This is a genomic window from Streptomyces sp. NPDC021115, assembly GCF_044333065.1.
In the GTDB taxonomy this organism is placed as follows: Bacteria; Actinomycetota; Actinomycetes; order Streptomycetales; family Streptomycetaceae; genus Streptomyces.
Genome location: NZ_JBIRQF010000016.1, coordinates 12,503 through 28,691, shown reverse-complemented (window position 1 = coordinate 28,691; position 16,189 = coordinate 12,503). Strand labels below are relative to the sequence as shown.

Annotated in this window: 14 protein-coding genes and 1 pseudogene; 7 read left to right on the top strand and 8 right to left on the bottom strand. The window is 70.4% G+C overall.

Annotation, left to right across the window (positions count from 1 at the left end; genetic code table 11):
* Positions 1 to 6: 6 nt before the first annotated feature.
* On the top strand, positions 7 to 3,864 hold the full coding sequence (locus ACH4TL_RS34345) for a GH92 family glycosyl hydrolase (protein WP_398324116.1): 3,858 nt from the start codon (positions 7 to 9) through the stop codon (positions 3,862 to 3,864).
* A 398-nt stretch (positions 3,865 to 4,262) separates the two neighbouring features.
* Here the strand turns inward: ACH4TL_RS34345 and ACH4TL_RS34340 are convergent, their stop codons facing one another.
* Positions 4,263 to 4,568: a hypothetical protein gene (locus ACH4TL_RS34340; protein WP_398324114.1), complete on the bottom strand. Its 306-nt coding sequence runs from the start codon at positions 4,566 to 4,568 to the stop codon at positions 4,263 to 4,265.
* A gap of 165 nt (positions 4,569 to 4,733) precedes the next feature.
* Here ACH4TL_RS34340 and ACH4TL_RS34335 point away from each other — a divergent pair, with 165 nt between their 5' ends.
* From ACH4TL_RS34335 to ACH4TL_RS34325, 3 genes are read left to right on the top strand one after another with little or no spacing between them, the layout of a single operon-like run.
* On the top strand, positions 4,734 to 5,588 hold the full coding sequence (locus tag ACH4TL_RS34335) for a helix-turn-helix domain-containing protein (RefSeq protein ID WP_398324112.1): 855 nt from the start codon (positions 4,734 to 4,736) through the stop codon (positions 5,586 to 5,588).
* A 13-nt stretch (positions 5,589 to 5,601) separates the two neighbouring features.
* Positions 5,602 to 5,871, top strand: coding sequence for a DUF397 domain-containing protein (locus ACH4TL_RS34330; protein ID WP_398324110.1), 270 nt, complete (start codon positions 5,602 to 5,604; stop codon positions 5,869 to 5,871).
* Positions 5,872 to 5,908: 37 nt separating this feature from the next.
* The gene (locus ACH4TL_RS34325) at positions 5,909 to 6,679 is read left to right on the top strand and encodes a PIG-L deacetylase family protein (RefSeq protein ID WP_398324108.1); all 771 of its coding nucleotides are present in this window, start codon (positions 5,909 to 5,911) and stop codon (positions 6,677 to 6,679) included.
* Between the two features lie 38 nt (positions 6,680 to 6,717).
* Here the strand turns inward: ACH4TL_RS34325 and ACH4TL_RS34320 are convergent, their stop codons facing one another.
* Positions 6,718 to 7,110 (bottom strand): hypothetical protein, encoded by a 393-nt coding sequence (locus tag ACH4TL_RS34320; protein WP_398324106.1) that lies wholly within the window; start codon positions 7,108 to 7,110, stop codon positions 6,718 to 6,720.
* Between the two features lie 51 nt (positions 7,111 to 7,161).
* On the opposite strand from ACH4TL_RS34320, the gene ACH4TL_RS34315 reads away from it, so the two are divergent.
* Positions 7,162 to 7,614 carry a MarR family winged helix-turn-helix transcriptional regulator gene (locus ACH4TL_RS34315; RefSeq protein ID WP_398324104.1) on the top strand — a complete coding sequence of 151 codons (453 nt, stop codon included), beginning with the start codon at positions 7,162 to 7,164 and terminating at the stop codon, positions 7,612 to 7,614.
* A gap of 54 nt (positions 7,615 to 7,668) precedes the next feature.
* Here ACH4TL_RS34315 and ACH4TL_RS34310 read toward each other — a convergent pair whose 3' ends face one another.
* From ACH4TL_RS34310 to ACH4TL_RS34300, 3 genes and pseudogenes are all read right to left on the bottom strand, one after another.
* Positions 7,669 to 7,890, bottom strand: a complete 222-nt coding sequence (locus ACH4TL_RS34310) for a hypothetical protein (RefSeq protein ID WP_398324102.1) — start codon at positions 7,888 to 7,890, stop codon at positions 7,669 to 7,671.
* Positions 7,890 to 8,759, bottom strand: coding sequence for a hypothetical protein (locus ACH4TL_RS34305; protein ID WP_398324100.1), 870 nt, complete (start codon positions 8,757 to 8,759; stop codon positions 7,890 to 7,892). Before ACH4TL_RS34305 ends, ACH4TL_RS34310 begins: the two co-directional genes overlap by 1 nt.
* A 73-nt stretch (positions 8,760 to 8,832) precedes the next feature.
* Positions 8,833 to 9,835: pseudogene (locus ACH4TL_RS34300) on the bottom strand (NAD-dependent epimerase/dehydratase family protein).
* 74 nt (positions 9,836 to 9,909) lie between these two features.
* Between ACH4TL_RS34300 and ACH4TL_RS34295 the strand changes: the two are divergent.
* Positions 9,910 to 10,797 (top strand): GNAT family N-acetyltransferase, encoded by an 888-nt coding sequence (locus tag ACH4TL_RS34295; RefSeq protein ID WP_398324098.1) that lies wholly within the window; start codon positions 9,910 to 9,912, stop codon positions 10,795 to 10,797.
* 66 nt (positions 10,798 to 10,863) lie between these two features.
* Here ACH4TL_RS34295 and acnA read toward each other — a convergent pair whose 3' ends face one another.
* Positions 10,864 to 13,581 carry an aconitate hydratase AcnA gene (gene acnA, locus ACH4TL_RS34290; RefSeq protein ID WP_398324095.1) on the bottom strand — a complete coding sequence of 906 codons (2,718 nt, stop codon included), beginning with the start codon at positions 13,579 to 13,581 and terminating at the stop codon, positions 10,864 to 10,866.
* Positions 13,582 to 13,854: 273 nt separating this feature from the next.
* Here acnA and ACH4TL_RS34285 point away from each other — a divergent pair, with 273 nt between their 5' ends.
* Positions 13,855 to 14,754 carry a LysR family transcriptional regulator gene (locus ACH4TL_RS34285; protein WP_398324093.1) on the top strand — a complete coding sequence of 300 codons (900 nt, stop codon included), beginning with the start codon at positions 13,855 to 13,857 and terminating at the stop codon, positions 14,752 to 14,754.
* A 45-nt stretch (positions 14,755 to 14,799) separates the two neighbouring features.
* Here ACH4TL_RS34285 and ACH4TL_RS34280 read toward each other — a convergent pair whose 3' ends face one another.
* Together ACH4TL_RS34280 and ACH4TL_RS34275 are read right to left on the bottom strand one after the other, a co-directional pair.
* The gene (locus ACH4TL_RS34280) at positions 14,800 to 15,159 is read right to left on the bottom strand and encodes a GntR family transcriptional regulator (RefSeq protein WP_398324091.1); all 360 of its coding nucleotides are present in this window, start codon (positions 15,157 to 15,159) and stop codon (positions 14,800 to 14,802) included.
* Between the two features lie 2 nt (positions 15,160 to 15,161).
* The gene (locus tag ACH4TL_RS34275) at positions 15,162 to 16,133 is read right to left on the bottom strand and encodes a hypothetical protein (protein WP_398324089.1); all 972 of its coding nucleotides are present in this window, start codon (positions 16,131 to 16,133) and stop codon (positions 15,162 to 15,164) included.
* Positions 16,134 to 16,189: the final 56 nt, after the last annotated feature.

The window sequence follows — 16,189 nt, the reverse complement described above, 5'->3', positions numbered from 1 at the left end:
CTGCGTATGCGACAGAGACGGCTCAGACCCAGACACACGTCCGGTCGAGCGGCCGCCCTGGTGGCGGCCGTTCTGCTGACGGTGACCGCCCAGGGCGCGGCGTCCGCCGCCCCGCGCGGCCCCGCAGCGGCCGCGGACCGCGCCACGACGCGGTTCGCCTCGTCCTTCGAAGCGGACGATCCCCAGCCCGACTGGCGCAACACCGTCGAGACCACCCCGGACGGCGGGAAGAAGGCCCACGGGGTCGACGGCGGCTACACCTCCGGCATCCCGGGGAACGTGACCGACAAGGTCACCGAGGTCCGGGCGAGCGGCGAGTACGCCGACGCGGGCGAGACCAAGGAGAACCTGGTCGACGGCGACGTCACCACCAAGTGGCTCGCGTTCGACAGGACGCCCTGGCTCGAATTCGACCTCTCCGAGCCCGTCGCCGTCGTCCGTTACGCCCTCACCTCCGCCAACGACGCCCCGGAGCGCGACCCGGCCGACTGGACGCTCAAGGGCTCCGCCGACGGCTCCGACTGGACCACCCTGGACACCCGCAAGGACCAGGTGTTCGACAAGCGCCAACAGACCCGGGAGTTCTCCGTCGAGGGCGCCGCCGCCTACCGTCACTTCCGCCTGGAGATCACCCGTAACAAGGGCGCGGACGCCACCCAGATCGCCGAGGTGCAGTTAGCGAACGCCGACACCAGCCCGCCCGCCCCCGCCGACATGCGCAGCCTGGTCGACCGGGGCCCGGCCGGCTCCCCCACCGCCAAGGGGAACGCGGGCTTCACCGGCACCCACGCCCTGCGGTACGCGGGCACCCACACCCCGGACGGCCGGGGGTACTCGTACAACAAGGTCTTCGACGTGAACACGGCCGTCACCCGCGACACCCTGCTCTCGTACCGGATCTTCCCGTCGATGACGGAGACCGATCTGAGCTATCCGGCCACCCATGTCTCCGTCGACCTCGCCTTCACCGACGGCACCTACTTGAGCGACCTGCCCCGCGCGCTGGACCAGCACGGCGCCCGGATGAGCCCCCAGGGGCAGGGGGCCTCCAAGACGCTGTACGTCAACCAGTGGAACCACAAGGAGTCCCGGATCGGCGCCGTCGCGGCGGGCAAGACGGTCGACCGGATCCTCGTCGCGTACGACTCCCCCAAGGGCCCGGCGAAGTTCCGCGGCTGGGTGGACGACATCTCCCTCACCCCCAAGGCACCCGAGAAGCCCCTGAAGCACCTCTCCGACTACGCGGTGACCACCCGTGGCACGAACTCCAGCGGCAGCTTCTCGCGCGGCAACAACTTCCCCGCGACCGCCGTCCCCGGCGGCTTCAACTTCTGGACGCCGGTGACCAACGCGGGCTCCACCGACTGGCTCTACCAGTACGCCCGCGCCAACAACGACGACAACCTGCCCACCGTCCAGGCGTTCAGCGCGAGCCATGAGCCGAGCCCCTGGATGGGCGACCGGCAGACGTTCCAGGTGATGCCGTCCGCCGCGTCCGGCACCCCGGACGCCTCCCGCACCGCCCGCGCGCTCCCCTTCCGGCACGAGAAGGAGACGGCCCGGCCGTACGGCTACGGCGTGACGTTCGAGAGCGGCCTCAAGGCCGAGATCGCGCCGACCGACCACGCGGCGGTCATGCGCTTCACCTATCCAGGTGAGGACGCGAGCGTCATCTTCGACAACGTCAAGAACGACGGCGGGCTCACCCTCGACCCCGAGCACGGCGTCGTCACCGGCTTCTCCGACGTCAAGAGCGGAGGGTCCGCCGGCGCCACCCGGATGTTCGTCTACGGCGCCTTCGACGCGCCCGTCAGCGCGAGCGGCAAGCTGCCCGGAGGGGGCGGGCAGGACGTCACCGGCTACTTCCGCTTCAGCCCCGGCAAGGACCGCGCCGTCACCCTGAGGCTCGCCACCTCCCTCATCGGCGTCGACCAGGCGAAGACCAACCTGGAGCGCGAGATACCCGCCTCCACCTCGTTCGAGCAGGTCGAACGGCGCGCCCAGAGCGCCTGGGACGACATCCTGGGCCGTATCGAGGTCGAGGGAGCCAGCCGCGACCAGCTCACCACGCTCTACTCCAGCCTCTACCGGCTGTACCTCTATCCCAATTCCGGTTACGAGAACACCGGGACCGAGCGGAAGCCGCGCTACCAGTACGCGAGCGCCTTCTCGCCCGCCGCCGGGCAGAACACCCCGACCCGCACCGGCGCGAAGATCGTCGACGGCAAGGTCTACGTCAACAACGGCTTCTGGGACACCTACCGCACCACCTGGCCCGCCTACTCCCTGCTCACCCCGAAGCGCGCGGGGACGATGGTCGACGGCTTCGTCCAGCAGTACAAGGACGGCGGCTGGATCTCCCGCTGGTCCTCCCCCGGCTACGCCGACCTCATGACCGGCACCAGCTCGGACGTGGCCTTCGCCGACGCGTACCTCAAGGGCGTCCGCTTCGACGCCGAGGCCGCGTACGAGGCGGCGCTGAAGAACGCCACCGCCGTGCCGCCCGCGCCGGGTGTGGGCAGGAAGGGCATGTCCACCTCCCCCTTCCTCGGCTACACCAGCACCGAGACCCATGAGGGCCTGTCCTGGGCGCTGGAGGGCTACCTCAACGACTTCGGCCTGGCGAACATGGGCAAGGCCCTGTACGCGAAGACCAAGAAGCCCCGCTACCAGGAAGAGTCCGACTACTTCCTGCACCGCGCCCAGAACTACGTCACGCTGTTCGACGACAAGGCGGGCTTCTTCCAGGGCCGCGACGCGGCCGGAAAGTGGCGCGTGCCGTCCGACAAGTACGACCCGCGGATCTGGGGCTACGACTACACCGAGACCAACGGCTGGGGCTACGCCTTCACCGCCCCGCAGGACAGCCGGGGCCTGGCCAACCTCTACGGCGGGCGTTCCGGGCTGGCGAAGAAGCTCGACGCGTACTTCTCCACCCCGGAGACCGCCTCCCCCGACTTCAAGGGGTCGTACAGCGGCGTCATCCACGAGATGACCGAGGCGCGCGACGTCCGGATGGGCATGTACGGCCACAGCAACCAGGTCGCGCACCATGTGACGTACATGTACGACGCGGCCGGGCAGCCCTGGAAGACCCAGGAGAAGGTCCGCGAGGTGCTCGCCCGCCTCTACACCGGCAGCGAGATAGGTCAGGGCTACCACGGCGACGAGGACAACGGCGAGCAGTCCGCCTGGTACCTCTTCAGCGCGCTCGGCTTCTACCCCCTGGTGATGGGCGGCTCCGAGTACGCGATCGGCTCGCCGCTGTTCAAGAAGGTCACGGTGCACCTGGAGAACGGCCGCGACCTGGTCGTCAAAGCCCCGCGCAACAGTCGTTCCAACGTCTACGTCCAGGGCCTGAAGGTCAACGGCAAGTCGTGGAACTCCACCGCCCTCCCCCACTCGGTGCTCGCGCGCGGCGGCACGCTGGAGTTCGCGATGGGCGCCAAGCCGTCGAAGTGGGGCACGGGCGCCGATGCCGCCCCGTCCTCCATCACCCAGGACGACAAGGTGCCGACCCCGCGCCACGATCTGACGGTGCCGAGCGGTGGCACGGCGCTGCTGGACGACACGTCGGGTACGGAGGCGACGTTCGAGTCGGCGACCCTGCCGGTGTCATCGCCGTCCCGCGCCGTCCAATACACCCTCACCTCATCCGACCGAACGAAGGCACCCACCGGCTGGGTCCTCCAGGGCTCGCCGGACGGCAAGACCTGGAAGGACCTGGACCGCCGGACGGATGAGTCCTGGTCCTGGGACAAGCAGACCCGCGTCTTCACGGTGCGGTCGCCCGGTATGTACGAGCACTACCGCCTGATACCAGACGCCAAGGCCACCCTGGCCGAGGTCGAACTGCTCGGCTGAGCCGTTGGGGCAGGCTGAGCCCACAATCGGGCTCAGCCTGCCCGGTCCATTGCTTGCCTGCGGGCACCCGGCGGGCGGCAACGCACCATCGGACGACGCGGCCCGGCCCCCCTTCCGCACCGTCTCGCGCCTGCGGCGCATGGAGCATGCGGCGGGCCCGGGGCCCGGGTTCCTCGCCGTCGCCGTCCGGCGGGCCTGACGGGGCTGGGCGCCGTGACCTCGGTCAGTTGCGGTGAGTTTGAGCCGCCCGCGGGCCGCATATGAACGAACCGACGGCGCGTCCTCACCGCAAACGCGACGACGGCCCGCCGGACGGCAATGGCGCGGGCCCCGCCGCTCCCCCGCCGCATGCTCCATCGCCGAAGGCGCGAGACGAAGCCCGCACCCGAGGGGCGGTCTCAGGCCGCCTCGGCCCGCTCGAAGCTGGGCGCCGTGGGCGCCGCGAACCACACGATCCGCGCGGTGATCCCCTTCTCCCGCCCGAACCACCACGTCGCTCGTTCGGGTGAAGTGAGGCTGAGCCGGTGCTGCCCGTTGGCGGTGACGACGTGCGCGCTCCCGTCGTCGTACGCAAGGCCCCACGCGGCGATCTCCCCGTCCAGCGCGCCAGGTTCCACCTCGTACTGCACGGCGACGGCGAAGACGCGGGGCGCCTGGTCGAGTGCGAGGTCGCGGAGTTCTTGGTCGAAGTCGAAGGCAGCCATGGAAGTCTCCCGTCAGGAGGGGGAATTGGGCCATGCACGTACGGTGACGTGGTTCACACCGTAGCGTGAAACATGGGCTACATCCCAGGATTTCAGCGCATGGAGCCCAATGCCCCCCGATAGGGTGACACCACCACGCCCAAACCCCGCAGGGAGAGATCGCTCATGGCTCCGACCAAGTACCCGCCGACCGTGCGACAGCGGCGCTTGGGCGCGGAGTTGCGACGGCTCCGCGAACGAACCGACCTGTCCGCCACCGAGGCGGGTCGCCTCTTCGGGGCCAGCCAGTCACGCGTCAGCAGCATCGAGGCAGGGCGCTATGCGGTGAGTGCCGACCGGGTGCGCCACTTGGCGAGCCTGTACAACTGCGCGGATCAGGCTCTGATCGACGCCCTCGTGGAGATGACCGGGAGACAGACCCGAGGCTGGTGGGAGCAGCAGCGAGAGGTCCTGCCCGCCGGACTACTCGACCTGGCCGAGCTGGAGCACCACGCCACCTCCGTACGCGTCGCTACAATGATCCACGTACCGGGCCTTCTCCAGACCAGGGAGCACGCCCGAGCGCTCTTCGACTCGACGGTCCCGCCTCTTCCGCCACACGCGGTGGAACACCGCGTTTCGCACCGCATCAAGCGGCAGGGGATCTTGCACAGGAGCGAGCCGACACCGCTAACGGCGATCATCCATGAAGCTGCCCTGCGCATGGGACTTGGTGGCCCGATCGTGGCCCGCGCCCAGCTTCAGCACCTCATCGAGATGAGCGAACGCGAGTGTGTCACCGTCCTGGTGGTCCCATTCGGCGCGAAGCCACTCCCCGGATCTGGCCAACCCATCGACTACTTCGGCGGCTCAATCCCACAGCTCGATACCGTCCAACTCGACACGGATCACGGCAACGCGCTACTCGACGCTGAAGCTCACCTCGTGAAGTATCGGAGCGTACTGGACCGCTTCGAGAACTACGCCCTGAACCCGACAGCGTCCCGCGACCTCATCCATCACATCGCTCAGAGCACCTGAGAGGAAGCGCAAGGTGTCCGACCACGTCTGGCAGAAGTCGTCCTACAGCCACGAAGGATCCAACTGCGTCTATATCGCCAAGGTCCCGGCTGATTGGCGCGGCTCTTCGTACTGCGCCCAGGCATCCAACTGCGTCTACGTCGCCGCCCCCGCACCCCACACCATCGCGCTCCGGGAGAGCGAAGAACCGGACGTCATCCTCACCACCACCCCCGCCACCCTCGGCACCTTCATACGCGCGGCGAAGGCCGGAGCGTTCGACGGGCTCAGCCAGGACCGATAGGGCGCGCCGCCCGCCAGCGAATGCCAGGATGGACCGCATGGCTACCGTCCTGGCATTCCACGCCCACCCCGACGACGAGGCACTGCTGACCGGCGGCACGCTCGCCCGGCTCGCCGATGAGGGACACCGGGTGGTGGTCGTGGTCGCCACGGACGGCCTGGTGGACGCCGCACCGACGCAGGCCGAATCACCCCGCCTGCACGAACTGCGCACCAGCGCGGCACTGTTGGGCGTCGACCGCGTCGTCCACCTCGGCTACGCGGACAGCGGCCACGGCCCGCTCCTCTACCCCGACCCGCCGGACCGTGCGCGCTTCGTCCGGGCGGACACGGAGGAGGCCGCCGAGCGCCTGGCCACGATCCTCCGCGACGAGGACGCGTCGATGCTGCTCCACTACGACCCGCACGGCGGCTACGGCCACCGCGACCACATCAAGGTCCACCAGGTCGGCCGCCGCGCCGCCGAACTGGCCAAGACGCCGAGGGTGCTGGAGGCGACGATGCCCCGCGACGCCGCCGAGCGCCTGGTCCGCCTGGCCCACCGCCTGAGGGTCCCCCTCCGCTTCACCCCCGAGGAGCTGAGCACCCGCTTCAGCCCCCGGTCGGACATCACCCACCGCCTTGACGTCCACCGCTATGCCCGCCAGAAGCAGGCGGCCCTGGCGGCCCACCGTTCCCAGATCGAAGGCACGGGCCGCATGAGTGCCGCCATGCGGACGATGCTCCGCCTCCCGCCCCCGCTCTTCGGCCTGCTGCTGGGCCGGGAGTGGTTCATCGACGTCTCCCCCGTCCGCTCCCCACAGCCCTAGGCGTCGGGGCCCTCCCCGTCGGCCCCAACTGGACGGGCTCAGCCGAGTAGGCGGGTGCGGGCGCGGGCCCAGGTCTCCGCCGGGTCGAACGCATCCGAGTGCCAGGTGGTGGAGGTCAGGGCGCCCCTCCCCCGGTACGCACGCATGATGTCCACGTGCGGCGGCCAGGCGATGAACTGGTTCAGGGCGGCCTCGTTCCGCCAGACAGCCACGGCACCGCAGCGCCCCGCGATGGGCTGCGCCCAGAGCCACATTCCGTACGCCCCGTCCAGCTCCGGCCAGCCGTTTGCGAGCCGTCGGGCCGCGCGGTGGATACCGGGCAGGTCCATCAGCCGGTTGAGCCTGAAGTCGGTGACGCTGACCAGGACGGAGCCGTCCCGGCCGTGGTCCGGCCCGGGTGTCCAGGAAGATCTCAGCAGTTTCGTAGGCATGTGCTTACGATCTGCGTGAGCGTATGATTTGTCAACGGGTATTTTCCTCGCATGAACGACGCTCCCGCGAACACGTCCCGACCCGACCTCGCCGCCATGGTCGTACCTCTGGGGCGTGCCCTCATGGCCGCCGAACAGCCGGTTCTCGATGCGCACGGCCTGACCATGTGGGGGTATGCGGTGCTGTCCCACCTCGAGGAGACACCGATTCGCACGCAGGCGGCACTGGCTGAGGCCATCCACGCCGACAAGACTCGGATCATTGCCGTACTCGACGACTTGGAGTCCCGCGAGCTGCTGACCCGCCGGCCCGACCCCAAGGACCGCCGGGCGCGCCTGCTGTCCCTCACTCCCGAGGGTCGGCGGCTCCGGGACACTGTCCGGGCTGCCGTCCGGGACGGCGAGGAACGCCTCCTCGGACAGATTCCTGCCGCCGACCGGGAGGCGTTTCTCCGGACCCTGAGCGTCCTGTACGAGGTGAGCCAGGGCCATCCAGGTCGCTGAACGGCACCTCGGCGAGTGCGACGACCAGCAGCTGATCACGACTCAATACACAGCCTAGCTGTCCGCGAACAACTCCTCCGCGCGAGAGGCGGTCGCTGCTCGATCCAGCCAGACGCCGAGGACGTCCATGTCCTTGCACGACTCGATGCGCTCGCGCGTCTCGTCGGTAACCGCAAGCCCCCGGGCCTTGAGGATCCGCAGGAGAGAGTCGGCGCGCACCTCCGCGAAGGCGTGCTGGGCTTGCTGGGAACGGAAGAAATTCATCAGCGCGGGCATCAGTCGAACAATTCCTCGACACGAGAGGCGGTCACGGCCCGATCCAGCCAGGTGTCGAGAAGGTCCAGATCCCTGCACGACCGGATGCGCTCACGGGCCTCGGAGGTGACCTCAAGCCCCCGAATGCTGAGCACCCGCAGGACGTCCTCTGTAGCCTTTTCGGCTCGGACCTCGGCGAAGGCTCGCTGGGCGTGCTCGGAGCGGAAGAAGTTGAGCAGCGCGGACATCAGGTCCCTCCAGAGGTCTCGTGCCGGAGTGACTCCCAGCCCGGCTTCGACGAGTTCGGCGTAGATCATCGCCTGTTCGGTGTCGATTTTGTCGAGCGTGGTGGCCAGCGTCTTCAGTATGGCATCGGCGTTTGCGCTCTTACTGTGCGTGATAGCTGAAAAGACGGCGAGCGGGACATCCCGGGCCGCTTCCTTCGCGTCGGTGATGAGCGGAGTATTGCCAGGCCCGAGCACAAGCGGACGGACGGTCAGCGACGGGTGGCTCGGTAAGCCGAGGATGATGGGCCGGGCGGCCCAGCGAGCCGTGGCGTCATCGGGGCAGAGCACGATCAGCACCGGCTGGTGCCCGAACTTCGCGTACATGTAGGAGAGGTAGTACGCCCAGGCCGCCGGTTTGTCCTTGTCCCGTCTGCTCTGCGACTCGATCGCGAACAGGTACGTGCCGTGCTTCTCGGTCTCGACCTGGAGCAGGGTGTCCACGCGCCGCTCGACGGGTGCGATTTCGGTGAGGTCGGGGCTGACGACGAACGTCTTGCTCGTGTCCGGGAATGGAACGCCGAGCAGTTTTCGCAGCGCTCGGACGATGGCCCCGGTGTCCTCCTGAAAAATCCGGTGGAGCGCTTCGTGTGAGGAACTGACCATGCGCTGAACGCTAAAGACGCGAAGGCAAGTGTCGATGGCATTTGCCATCGCATCACCCGAACGCATGTAGCCGCTATTCACGTTGACGCTGGGCGGCCAGCACCTCCGCCTCCTTCTGCGGCGCGAGACCCACCGCCGGGCGGTCCGGGCGCTGCGGCGCCCGGCCGCCCAAGCCACGCAGCCAGGTCCACGTATCGGCCACCGTTTCGGTGATGGGACGGCAGCGCAGCCCCGCCGCGAGGGCCTTCGAGACATCGGCGGCGTGCAGGGTGTCGTACAGCTCGCCCGGGGGGGAGCCAGATCGGGAGGTCGGTCCAGGGGGCGATGTCGGCGGCGAGGATGCGGTCCGGGGGCGTCCAGCGGAGGTCGGCGGGTGAGCCGGTGACGCGTACGCAGGTCTCCAGGAGTTCGCCCATCGTGGTGTGGCCGGACGGGCTGGTCAGGTTGTACGGGCCGCCGAGGCCGCGTTCGGCGGCGTCGAGGAGCCAAGTGGCCAGGTCGCGGGCGTCGATGTACTGCAAGGGCAGGGTGCGCGGCCCCGGGGCGAGGACCGGGCCGCCGCGGGCGATGCGGGTCAGCCACCAGGGCAGTCGGCCGATGTTCTCGTACGGGCCGATGATCAGCCCGGGCCTGGCCAGCAGCGCGTGGTCGCCGAAGGCGGAGAGCGCGGCGAGTTCGCCGCCCCGCTTGGCGCGGGCGTAGTCGGTCTCGTCAGCGTCGTCGGGGGACGCCTCCACCACCGGTCCGTCCTCGGTGAGTCCGGCGCGGGCCGGGTAGGTGTAGACGGAGCGGGTGGAGACGTAGGCGTAGTGGTGGACGCGGTCGGCGAGGAGTTGAGCCGTGTCGCGTACGGCCGAGGGGGCGCCGGACCAGGTGTCCACGACGGCGTCCCACGTACCGTGTTGGAGGGCGGCGAGCCCGCCGGGCGCGGTGCGGTCGCCGCGCAGTGCGGTGGCTCCCGGCGGCGGGGCATGGCGGCCGCGGTGGAAGACCGTGACCTCCCAGCCGCGGGCCAGGGCCTCCTCGGTGACCGCGCGCCCCACGAACTCCGTTCCGCCCAGCATCAGAAGTCTCATGACTGGGACTCTGCCCGCTCGGGGCAACGCGCGCCCGGTGGATTAGCCCTCAGCAGATCGCCATGATGGTCCACATGATCCTCCGCCAGCTACGTGACACCGAGGAGGACGCCGAGGCGGTGAGGACCGTGGCCTCGGCCGCCTTCGACACCTCGCGCGCCCTGCGGGGCGAACCGGCTGCCGACTGGCCGCCCGACCGGCTCGCGCGCATCGACAGCCGCAATCGCCATCTGGCGCGGACCGATCCGGGTGGCTGCTGGCTCGCCGTGGACGATGTCGGGATGCCGGTCGGCACGGTGCTGTCCACGCGCCGCGAAGGGACGTGGGGTCTTGCGCTGTTCGCCGTGCTGCCCCGGGCCCAGCGGCGCGGGATAGGGCGGGAGCTGATGGCCGCGGCGCTGCTGTACGGGCGGGCCTGTCTGCGCGGGATCATCTGCGGGTCCCGGGATCCGCGCGCGGCGGCCATCTACCGGCGGGCGGGCTTCACCCTGCATCCGACGATGCGGCTGCGCGGCACCGTCGACAAGGAGCTGAAGACCCGGCTGCCGTCGCTGGACGGCGCGGTCCACGAGGGCACGGCGCGGCACCGGGACCTGATGGACTCCCTGGACCGCCGCACCCGCGGCGGCGCGCACGGCCCCGACCACGAGGAGATGCTGCGCCACTCGCGGCTGCTGGTCGTCGACGAGCTGACCGGCAGCGGCTACTGCTACGTCGGCGCGGACGGGGACGTCGAACTGCTCGCCGCGACCTCCCGCCGCATCGCCGGGCGGCTGCTGACCGCCGCCCTGCTCAGCGTCCCGGAGGGCACCACGGTGGCGGTGGAGAACCTGACCGCCGAGCAGGAGTGGGCGGTGGACGTCGGCCTCGCGGCGGGGCTTGAGCTGTCCAACGCGGGCTATGTGTGCCTGCGCGGGATGCGGCCGCCGTCGCCGTACATCCCCTCCGGCGCGTTCCTCTGAGACGACACGCGGACGGGCCGCACCCCCTGCTCAGGGGTGCGGCCCGTCCGTGACGCGTAAGGCTTCCTACTTGCGGATCAGCGAGCGCAGCACGTACTGCATGATGCCGCCGTTGCGGTAGTAGTCCGCCTCGCCGGGGGTGTCGATGCGCACCTTGGCGTCGAACTCCACGTCGCCTGCCTTGACCTTGACGGTCTCCGGGATGCCGCCGTCGTTGAGCGCGGTGACGCCGGTGATGTCGAAGGTCTCCTCGCCGGTCAGGCCCAGCGACTGCGCCGAGGCGCCCTCGGGGAACTGCAGCGGGAGGACGCCCATGCCGATGAGGTTCGAGCGGTGGATGCGCTCGTACGACTCGGCGACGACGGCCTTGACGCCGAGGAGCGCGGTGCCCTTGGCGGCCCAGTCGCGGGACGAGCCGGAGCCGTACTCCTTGCCCGCCAGGATGACCAGCGGAGTGCCCGCGGCCTGGTAGTTCTGCGAGGCGTCGTAGATGAAGGAGACCGGCCCGCCGTCCTGGGTGAAGTCGCGGGTGAAGCCGCCCTCGGTGCCGGGCGCGATCTGGTTGCGCAGCCGGATGTTGGCGAAGGTGCCGCGGATCATGACCTCGTGGTTGCCTCGGCGGGAGCCGTAGGAGTTGAAGTCACGACGCTCGACACCGTGCTCGGTGAGGTACTTGCCGGCCGGGGTGTCGGCCTTGATCGCACCGGCCGGGGAGATGTGGTCGGTGGTGACCGAGTCGCCCAGCTTGGCCAGGACGCGGGCGCCGGTGACGTCGCCGACCGGGGCCGGGTCCATGGTCAGGCCCTCGAAGTACGGGGGCTTGCGGACGTAGGTGGACTCCGCGTCCCACTCGAAGGTGTTGCCGGTCGGCACGGGCAGCGCCTGCCACTGGGCGTCACCCGCGAAGACGTCCTGGTAGGACTTGTTGAACATGTCCTCGCCGATGGCGTTGGCCACGACGTCGTTGACCTCGGCCTCGGTCGGCCAGATGTCCGCGAGGAAGACCGGCTTGCCCTCCTGGTCGGTGCCCAGCGCGTCCGTGGTGATGTTCACCTTCATCGAACCGGCGATGGCGTACGCGACGACCAGCGGCGGGGACGCCAGGTAGTTCATCTTGACGTCGGGGTTGATCCGGCCCTCGAAGTTCCGGTTGCCGGAGAGCACCGAGGTGACGGCGAGGTCGGCCTCGTTGACAGCCTTGGAGACCTCGTCCGGCAGCGGGCCGGAGTTGCCGATGCAGGTGGTGCAGCCGTAGCCGACGAGGTTGAAGCCGACCTTGTCGAGGTAGGGGGTCAGGCCCGCCTTGTCGAAGTAGTCGGTGACGACCTTCGAGCCCGGGGCCAGGGTGGTCTTGACCCACGGCTTGCGGGTCAGGCCCTTCTCGACCGCCTTCTTGGCCACCAGCGCGGCGGCGACCATGACGTACGGGTTCGAGGTGTTGGTGCAGGAGGTGATCGCGGCGACGGTGACGGCGCCGTGGTCGATCTCGTACGTCGAACCGTCGGGGGCGGTGACCAGGGTCGGCTTGCTCGGCACGCCGTTGGAGACGGCCGGGGCGTCGGAGGCCGGGAAGGACTCCTTGCCCGCCTCGTCCTCCTCCGCGTCCGCGACGTAGTTGCGGACGTCCTGCGCGAACTGCTGCGCGGCCTCGGCCAGCACGATGCGGTCCTGGGGCCGCTTGGGACCGGCGATCGACGGGACGACCGTCGACAGGTCCAGCTCCAGCTTCTCGGAGAAGTCGGGCTCAGCGGCCGGGTCCAGCCACAGGCCCTGCTCCTTGGCGTACGCCTCGACGAGCGCGACCTGCTGGTCGGAGCGGCCGGTGAGCCGGAGGTAGTTCAGGGTCTCGTCGTCGATCGGGAAGATCGCGGCGGTGGAGCCGAACTCCGGCGACATGTTGCCGATGGTGGCGCGGTTGGCGAGGCTCGTGGCCGCCACACCCTCGCCGTAGAACTCGACGAACTTGCCGACGACACCGTGCTTGCGCAGCATCTCCGTGATGGTCAGCACGAGGTCGGTGGCGGTGGTGCCGGGCTTCAGCTCGCCGGTCAGCTTGAAGCCGACGACGCGCGGGATGAGCATCGACACCGGCTGACCGAGCATCGCGGCCTCGGCCTCGATGCCGCCGACGCCCCAGCCGAGCACGCCGAGGCCGTTGACCATGGTGGTGTGCGAGTCGGTGCCGACGAGGGTGTCGGGGTACGCCTGGCCACCCCGGACCATGACGGTGCGGGCCAGGTGCTCGATGTTCACCTGGTGCACGATGCCGGTGCCGGGCGGGACGACCTTGAACTCGTCGAACGCGGTCTGGCCCCAGCGCAGGAACTGGTAGCGCTCCTTGTTGCGGCCGTACTCCAGCTCGACGTTCTGGCCGAAGGCGTCCTTGGTGCCGAACTTGTCGGCGATCACGGAGTGGTCGATGACCAGCTCGGCAGGGGCCAGCGGGTTGATCTTCGCCGGGTCGCCGCCCAGCTCCTTGACGGCCTCGCGCATGGTGGCGAGGTCGACCACACAGGGCACACCGGTGAAGTCCTGCATGATCACGCGGGCCGGCGTGAACTGGATCTCCTGGCTGGGCTGGGCCTGTGAGTCCCAGCCGCCGAGCGCTCGGATGTGGTCGGCGGTGATGTTGGCGCCGTCCTCCGTACGGAGCAGGTTCTCCAGCAGAACCTTCAGGCTGTAGGGGAGGCGGGCGGCCCCCTCCACCTTGTCCAGCCTGAAGATCTCGTACGACTCGTCGCCCACCTGCAGGGTGCTGCGGGCATCGAAGCTGTTCGCCGACACGACAGTCTCCTTCATGCATGAATTACGCGCGTACCACCGCAATGCTGCCGCGACATGCCCGCGCCGATCCGCTAAGGTAGGGCTAAGTTAGGTAACCCTTACCGGTGCGGCGCGACGGTGCGCCCGTTCGACAGATATCTCGATGTCGAGATAACTCTAATACATGGCCCTCCCGGCGGTCAGCTCAGCCCTGACACCGGGGCACCGTCATGTCCGTCGCGCGATGCCCGGAGACCCCGTGAGGGCCCCCGCCGAGCCGCGATACTGCTCCCCATGGATCCGCGCCTGCTCCGCACCTTCGTCTCCGTGGCCCACTGCGGCTCCTTCACCGACGCCGCCCACCAGCTGGGCTCCACGCAGTCGGCCGTCTCGCAGCAGATCGCGACCCTCGAAGCCGATCTGCGCACCCCGCTGCTGACCCGGCGGCCCGTGACGCTCACCACTGCCGGGGCGCGGCTGCTGGAGCACGCCGGTCCGCTGCTGCGGCGGCTGGACGCGGCGCGGGCCGACGTCGAGCGGCTGGCGGGGCGCGCCGCCGCGCGGCTGGCCCTCGGCGCCTCGCCGCTGGCCATGACGCCCCCGGTCGCGTCGGCCCTCGCCGAGACGCGCCACGCCTGCCCCGACGCGGACACCGCCGTACGGATCCTCACCCGCCGGGAGGTCCCGGCGGCCGTCGCGACCGGCGCGGCCGACCTGGGCCTGCTCGACGGCCCGGCCGTCCCCGGCCTGCCCTTGCCGCTGCCCGAAGCCGGGCAGCTCACCGCGGTCGCGGTCGCGGAGACGCCGCTGGTCGTGGCTCTGCCGCTCGGCCACCCGCTGACCCGCAGGCTCGGCCTGCGGCTGGCCGACCTCGCCGACGCCGACTGGCTCGACGCCCCGGACGCCGCGATGCCGCTCGGCCCCCTGCGCACCGCGAGCGGCACCGGCGGCTTCCGCGCCTCGCTGACGTACGAGGGCACGGACGTACGTACCCTCCTCGCCCTCACCGCGTCCGGCCACGGCCTGGCCCTCCTCCCCCACACGGCCGCCGAGAACGCCGCCGGAATCGCCACGATCCCCCTGACCGCCCCCCGCCTGATCCACCGCACCGAACTCCTCCACGGCCCCGCCGTGGACGGCCCGGCCCGCACCCTGGCGGCGGCACTGACGGGAGACGGTCACCGATATGGGTGATTGCCGGGCAGTGATGCCCGAGGATTTCCGACGCGACGGTTCGGCTCAGCCGCCCGCCAGGCGGGTGCGGACCAGGGACAGGACCTCCTCGTCCGACAGGCCGAGGGCCCGGGCCTCGTCCACCAGGTGCTGGGCGCCCTCCAGGAGGCGGGCGCGGGCGGTGGGCTGTTCGCCGGTGACCACGGCGCCGCGGCCGCGGCGGAGGTCGATCAGCTCCTCCTCGCGGAGGCGCTGGTAGCCGCGGAGGACCGTGTGGACGTTGACGCCGAGGGAGTCGGCGAGGGTGCGGGCGGCGGGGAGGCGTTCGCCGGGGCGGAGGGTGCCGTCGGCGATGGCGCCGCGGACGGTGGCGGCGATCTGATCGCCCAGCGGGACCGGGGAGCCGAGGTCGACACGGAAGAGCATGGTCAGCCTCCCGCTCCGGTGGCGGTCCGGTCGCGCTCGACCAGGGTGTTGAGCAGAGCCGCCGCGGTGGCGGCGTCGTCCACCGTGACCACGAACTCCTTGCCGGTGACCAGCCGCAGGAACACCGCGTCACCCGAGCGCATTACCAGGGCGCTGCGGCCCGGCTGGATGCGGTAGCCCCAGCCGCCGAGGCTGAGGGCGCGGGCCTCGCGGCTGGTGGCCTGGGCGATCCGTTCCAGCGGTATCCGCAGCCGCGGGCGCGGGGCGAACCACAGCGCGACGGAGAGTCCGCGGTGGTCGACGGTGACCCGGCAGTGGGACAGCGCCGCCGAGACCAGCCCGATGACGATCAGGGCCGACTCCGCCGTCGTGTCCGAGACCACGGCGAGGACCACACCCATCAGCGCGGTGCCCGCTCCCACGACGGCCAGCACGGGCGATCCGACGCCGCGCGTCCAGACGGCGGTCTCGCCCTTGGCGAGCGGGAGCCGGGGTCCGGCCGCCCCCTCGGCGTCGTCGACGGGGGCCGCCACGTCCCGGCCCGCGAGCAGCCATCCCACCCAGCCGACGGCTCCGGCGACGGCGAGGGACACCGCCAGGTGCCACAGGGGGAAGCTCACACCGGCGGCGCGGGTGGCCGCGGCGTTGGCGCGGAGCAATGCGACGAAGTCGTAGCCGAGCATCGCGGCCATCCCGTACGCCAGGGCGACCAGCATCCGCTGCGCGCCGAGCGCCAGACGCGAGCGGTACCCGACGACCGCCACGATGAGCCCGGGCAGCAGCAGAAGAGTGGTGACCACCGGGAGGAAGGCACCCAGACCGGTGAATCCGTCGGCCTGCCCACCGGGGCCGATGTGCGTGGCGATCGGATCCGGCAGCCGGTCGCGCAGCGCGCCGAAAGCGGCCAGAACAGCAGCCCAGGCCAGCACAAAGGGCAGAGCGACGACGGCTGCGCGCCGCCAGGAGCGGGTCATGAGAACCTCCATTGTTCGCGTACTACTAGAACAATGCCCGACTGGACAGCCCCCAC

What these genes read in the sequence shown, in the direction of transcription:
- ACH4TL_RS34310 (WP_398324102.1), bottom strand. Translation starts at nt 7,890, where the DNA reads ATGCCCGCGCTGATGAATTTCTTCCGTTCCCAGCAAGCCCAGCACGCC.
- ACH4TL_RS34315 (WP_398324104.1), top strand. Translation starts at nt 7,162, where the DNA reads ATGAACGACGCTCCCGCGAACACGTCCCGACCCGACCTCGCCGCCATG.
- ACH4TL_RS34280 (WP_398324091.1), bottom strand. Translation starts at nt 15,159, where the DNA reads ATGCTCTTCCGTGTCGACCTCGGCTCCCCGGTCCCGCTGGGCGATCAG.
- ACH4TL_RS34320 (WP_398324106.1), bottom strand. Translation starts at nt 7,110, where the DNA reads ATGCCTACGAAACTGCTGAGATCTTCCTGGACACCCGGGCCGGACCAC.
- ACH4TL_RS34305 (WP_398324100.1), bottom strand. Translation starts at nt 8,759, where the DNA reads ATGGTCAGTTCCTCACACGAAGCGCTCCACCGGATTTTTCAGGAGGAC.
- ACH4TL_RS34345 (WP_398324116.1), top strand. Translation starts at nt 7, where the DNA reads ATGCGACAGAGACGGCTCAGACCCAGACACACGTCCGGTCGAGCGGCC.
- ACH4TL_RS34295 (WP_398324098.1), top strand. Translation starts at nt 9,910, where the DNA reads ATGATCCTCCGCCAGCTACGTGACACCGAGGAGGACGCCGAGGCGGTG.
- ACH4TL_RS34285 (WP_398324093.1), top strand. Translation starts at nt 13,855, where the DNA reads ATGGATCCGCGCCTGCTCCGCACCTTCGTCTCCGTGGCCCACTGCGGC.
- ACH4TL_RS34340 (WP_398324114.1), bottom strand. Translation starts at nt 4,568, where the DNA reads ATGGCTGCCTTCGACTTCGACCAAGAACTCCGCGACCTCGCACTCGAC.
- ACH4TL_RS34335 (WP_398324112.1), top strand. Translation starts at nt 4,734, where the DNA reads ATGGCTCCGACCAAGTACCCGCCGACCGTGCGACAGCGGCGCTTGGGC.
- ACH4TL_RS34275 (WP_398324089.1), bottom strand. Translation starts at nt 16,133, where the DNA reads ATGACCCGCTCCTGGCGGCGCGCAGCCGTCGTCGCTCTGCCCTTTGTG.
- ACH4TL_RS34325 (WP_398324108.1), top strand. Translation starts at nt 5,909, where the DNA reads ATGGCTACCGTCCTGGCATTCCACGCCCACCCCGACGACGAGGCACTG.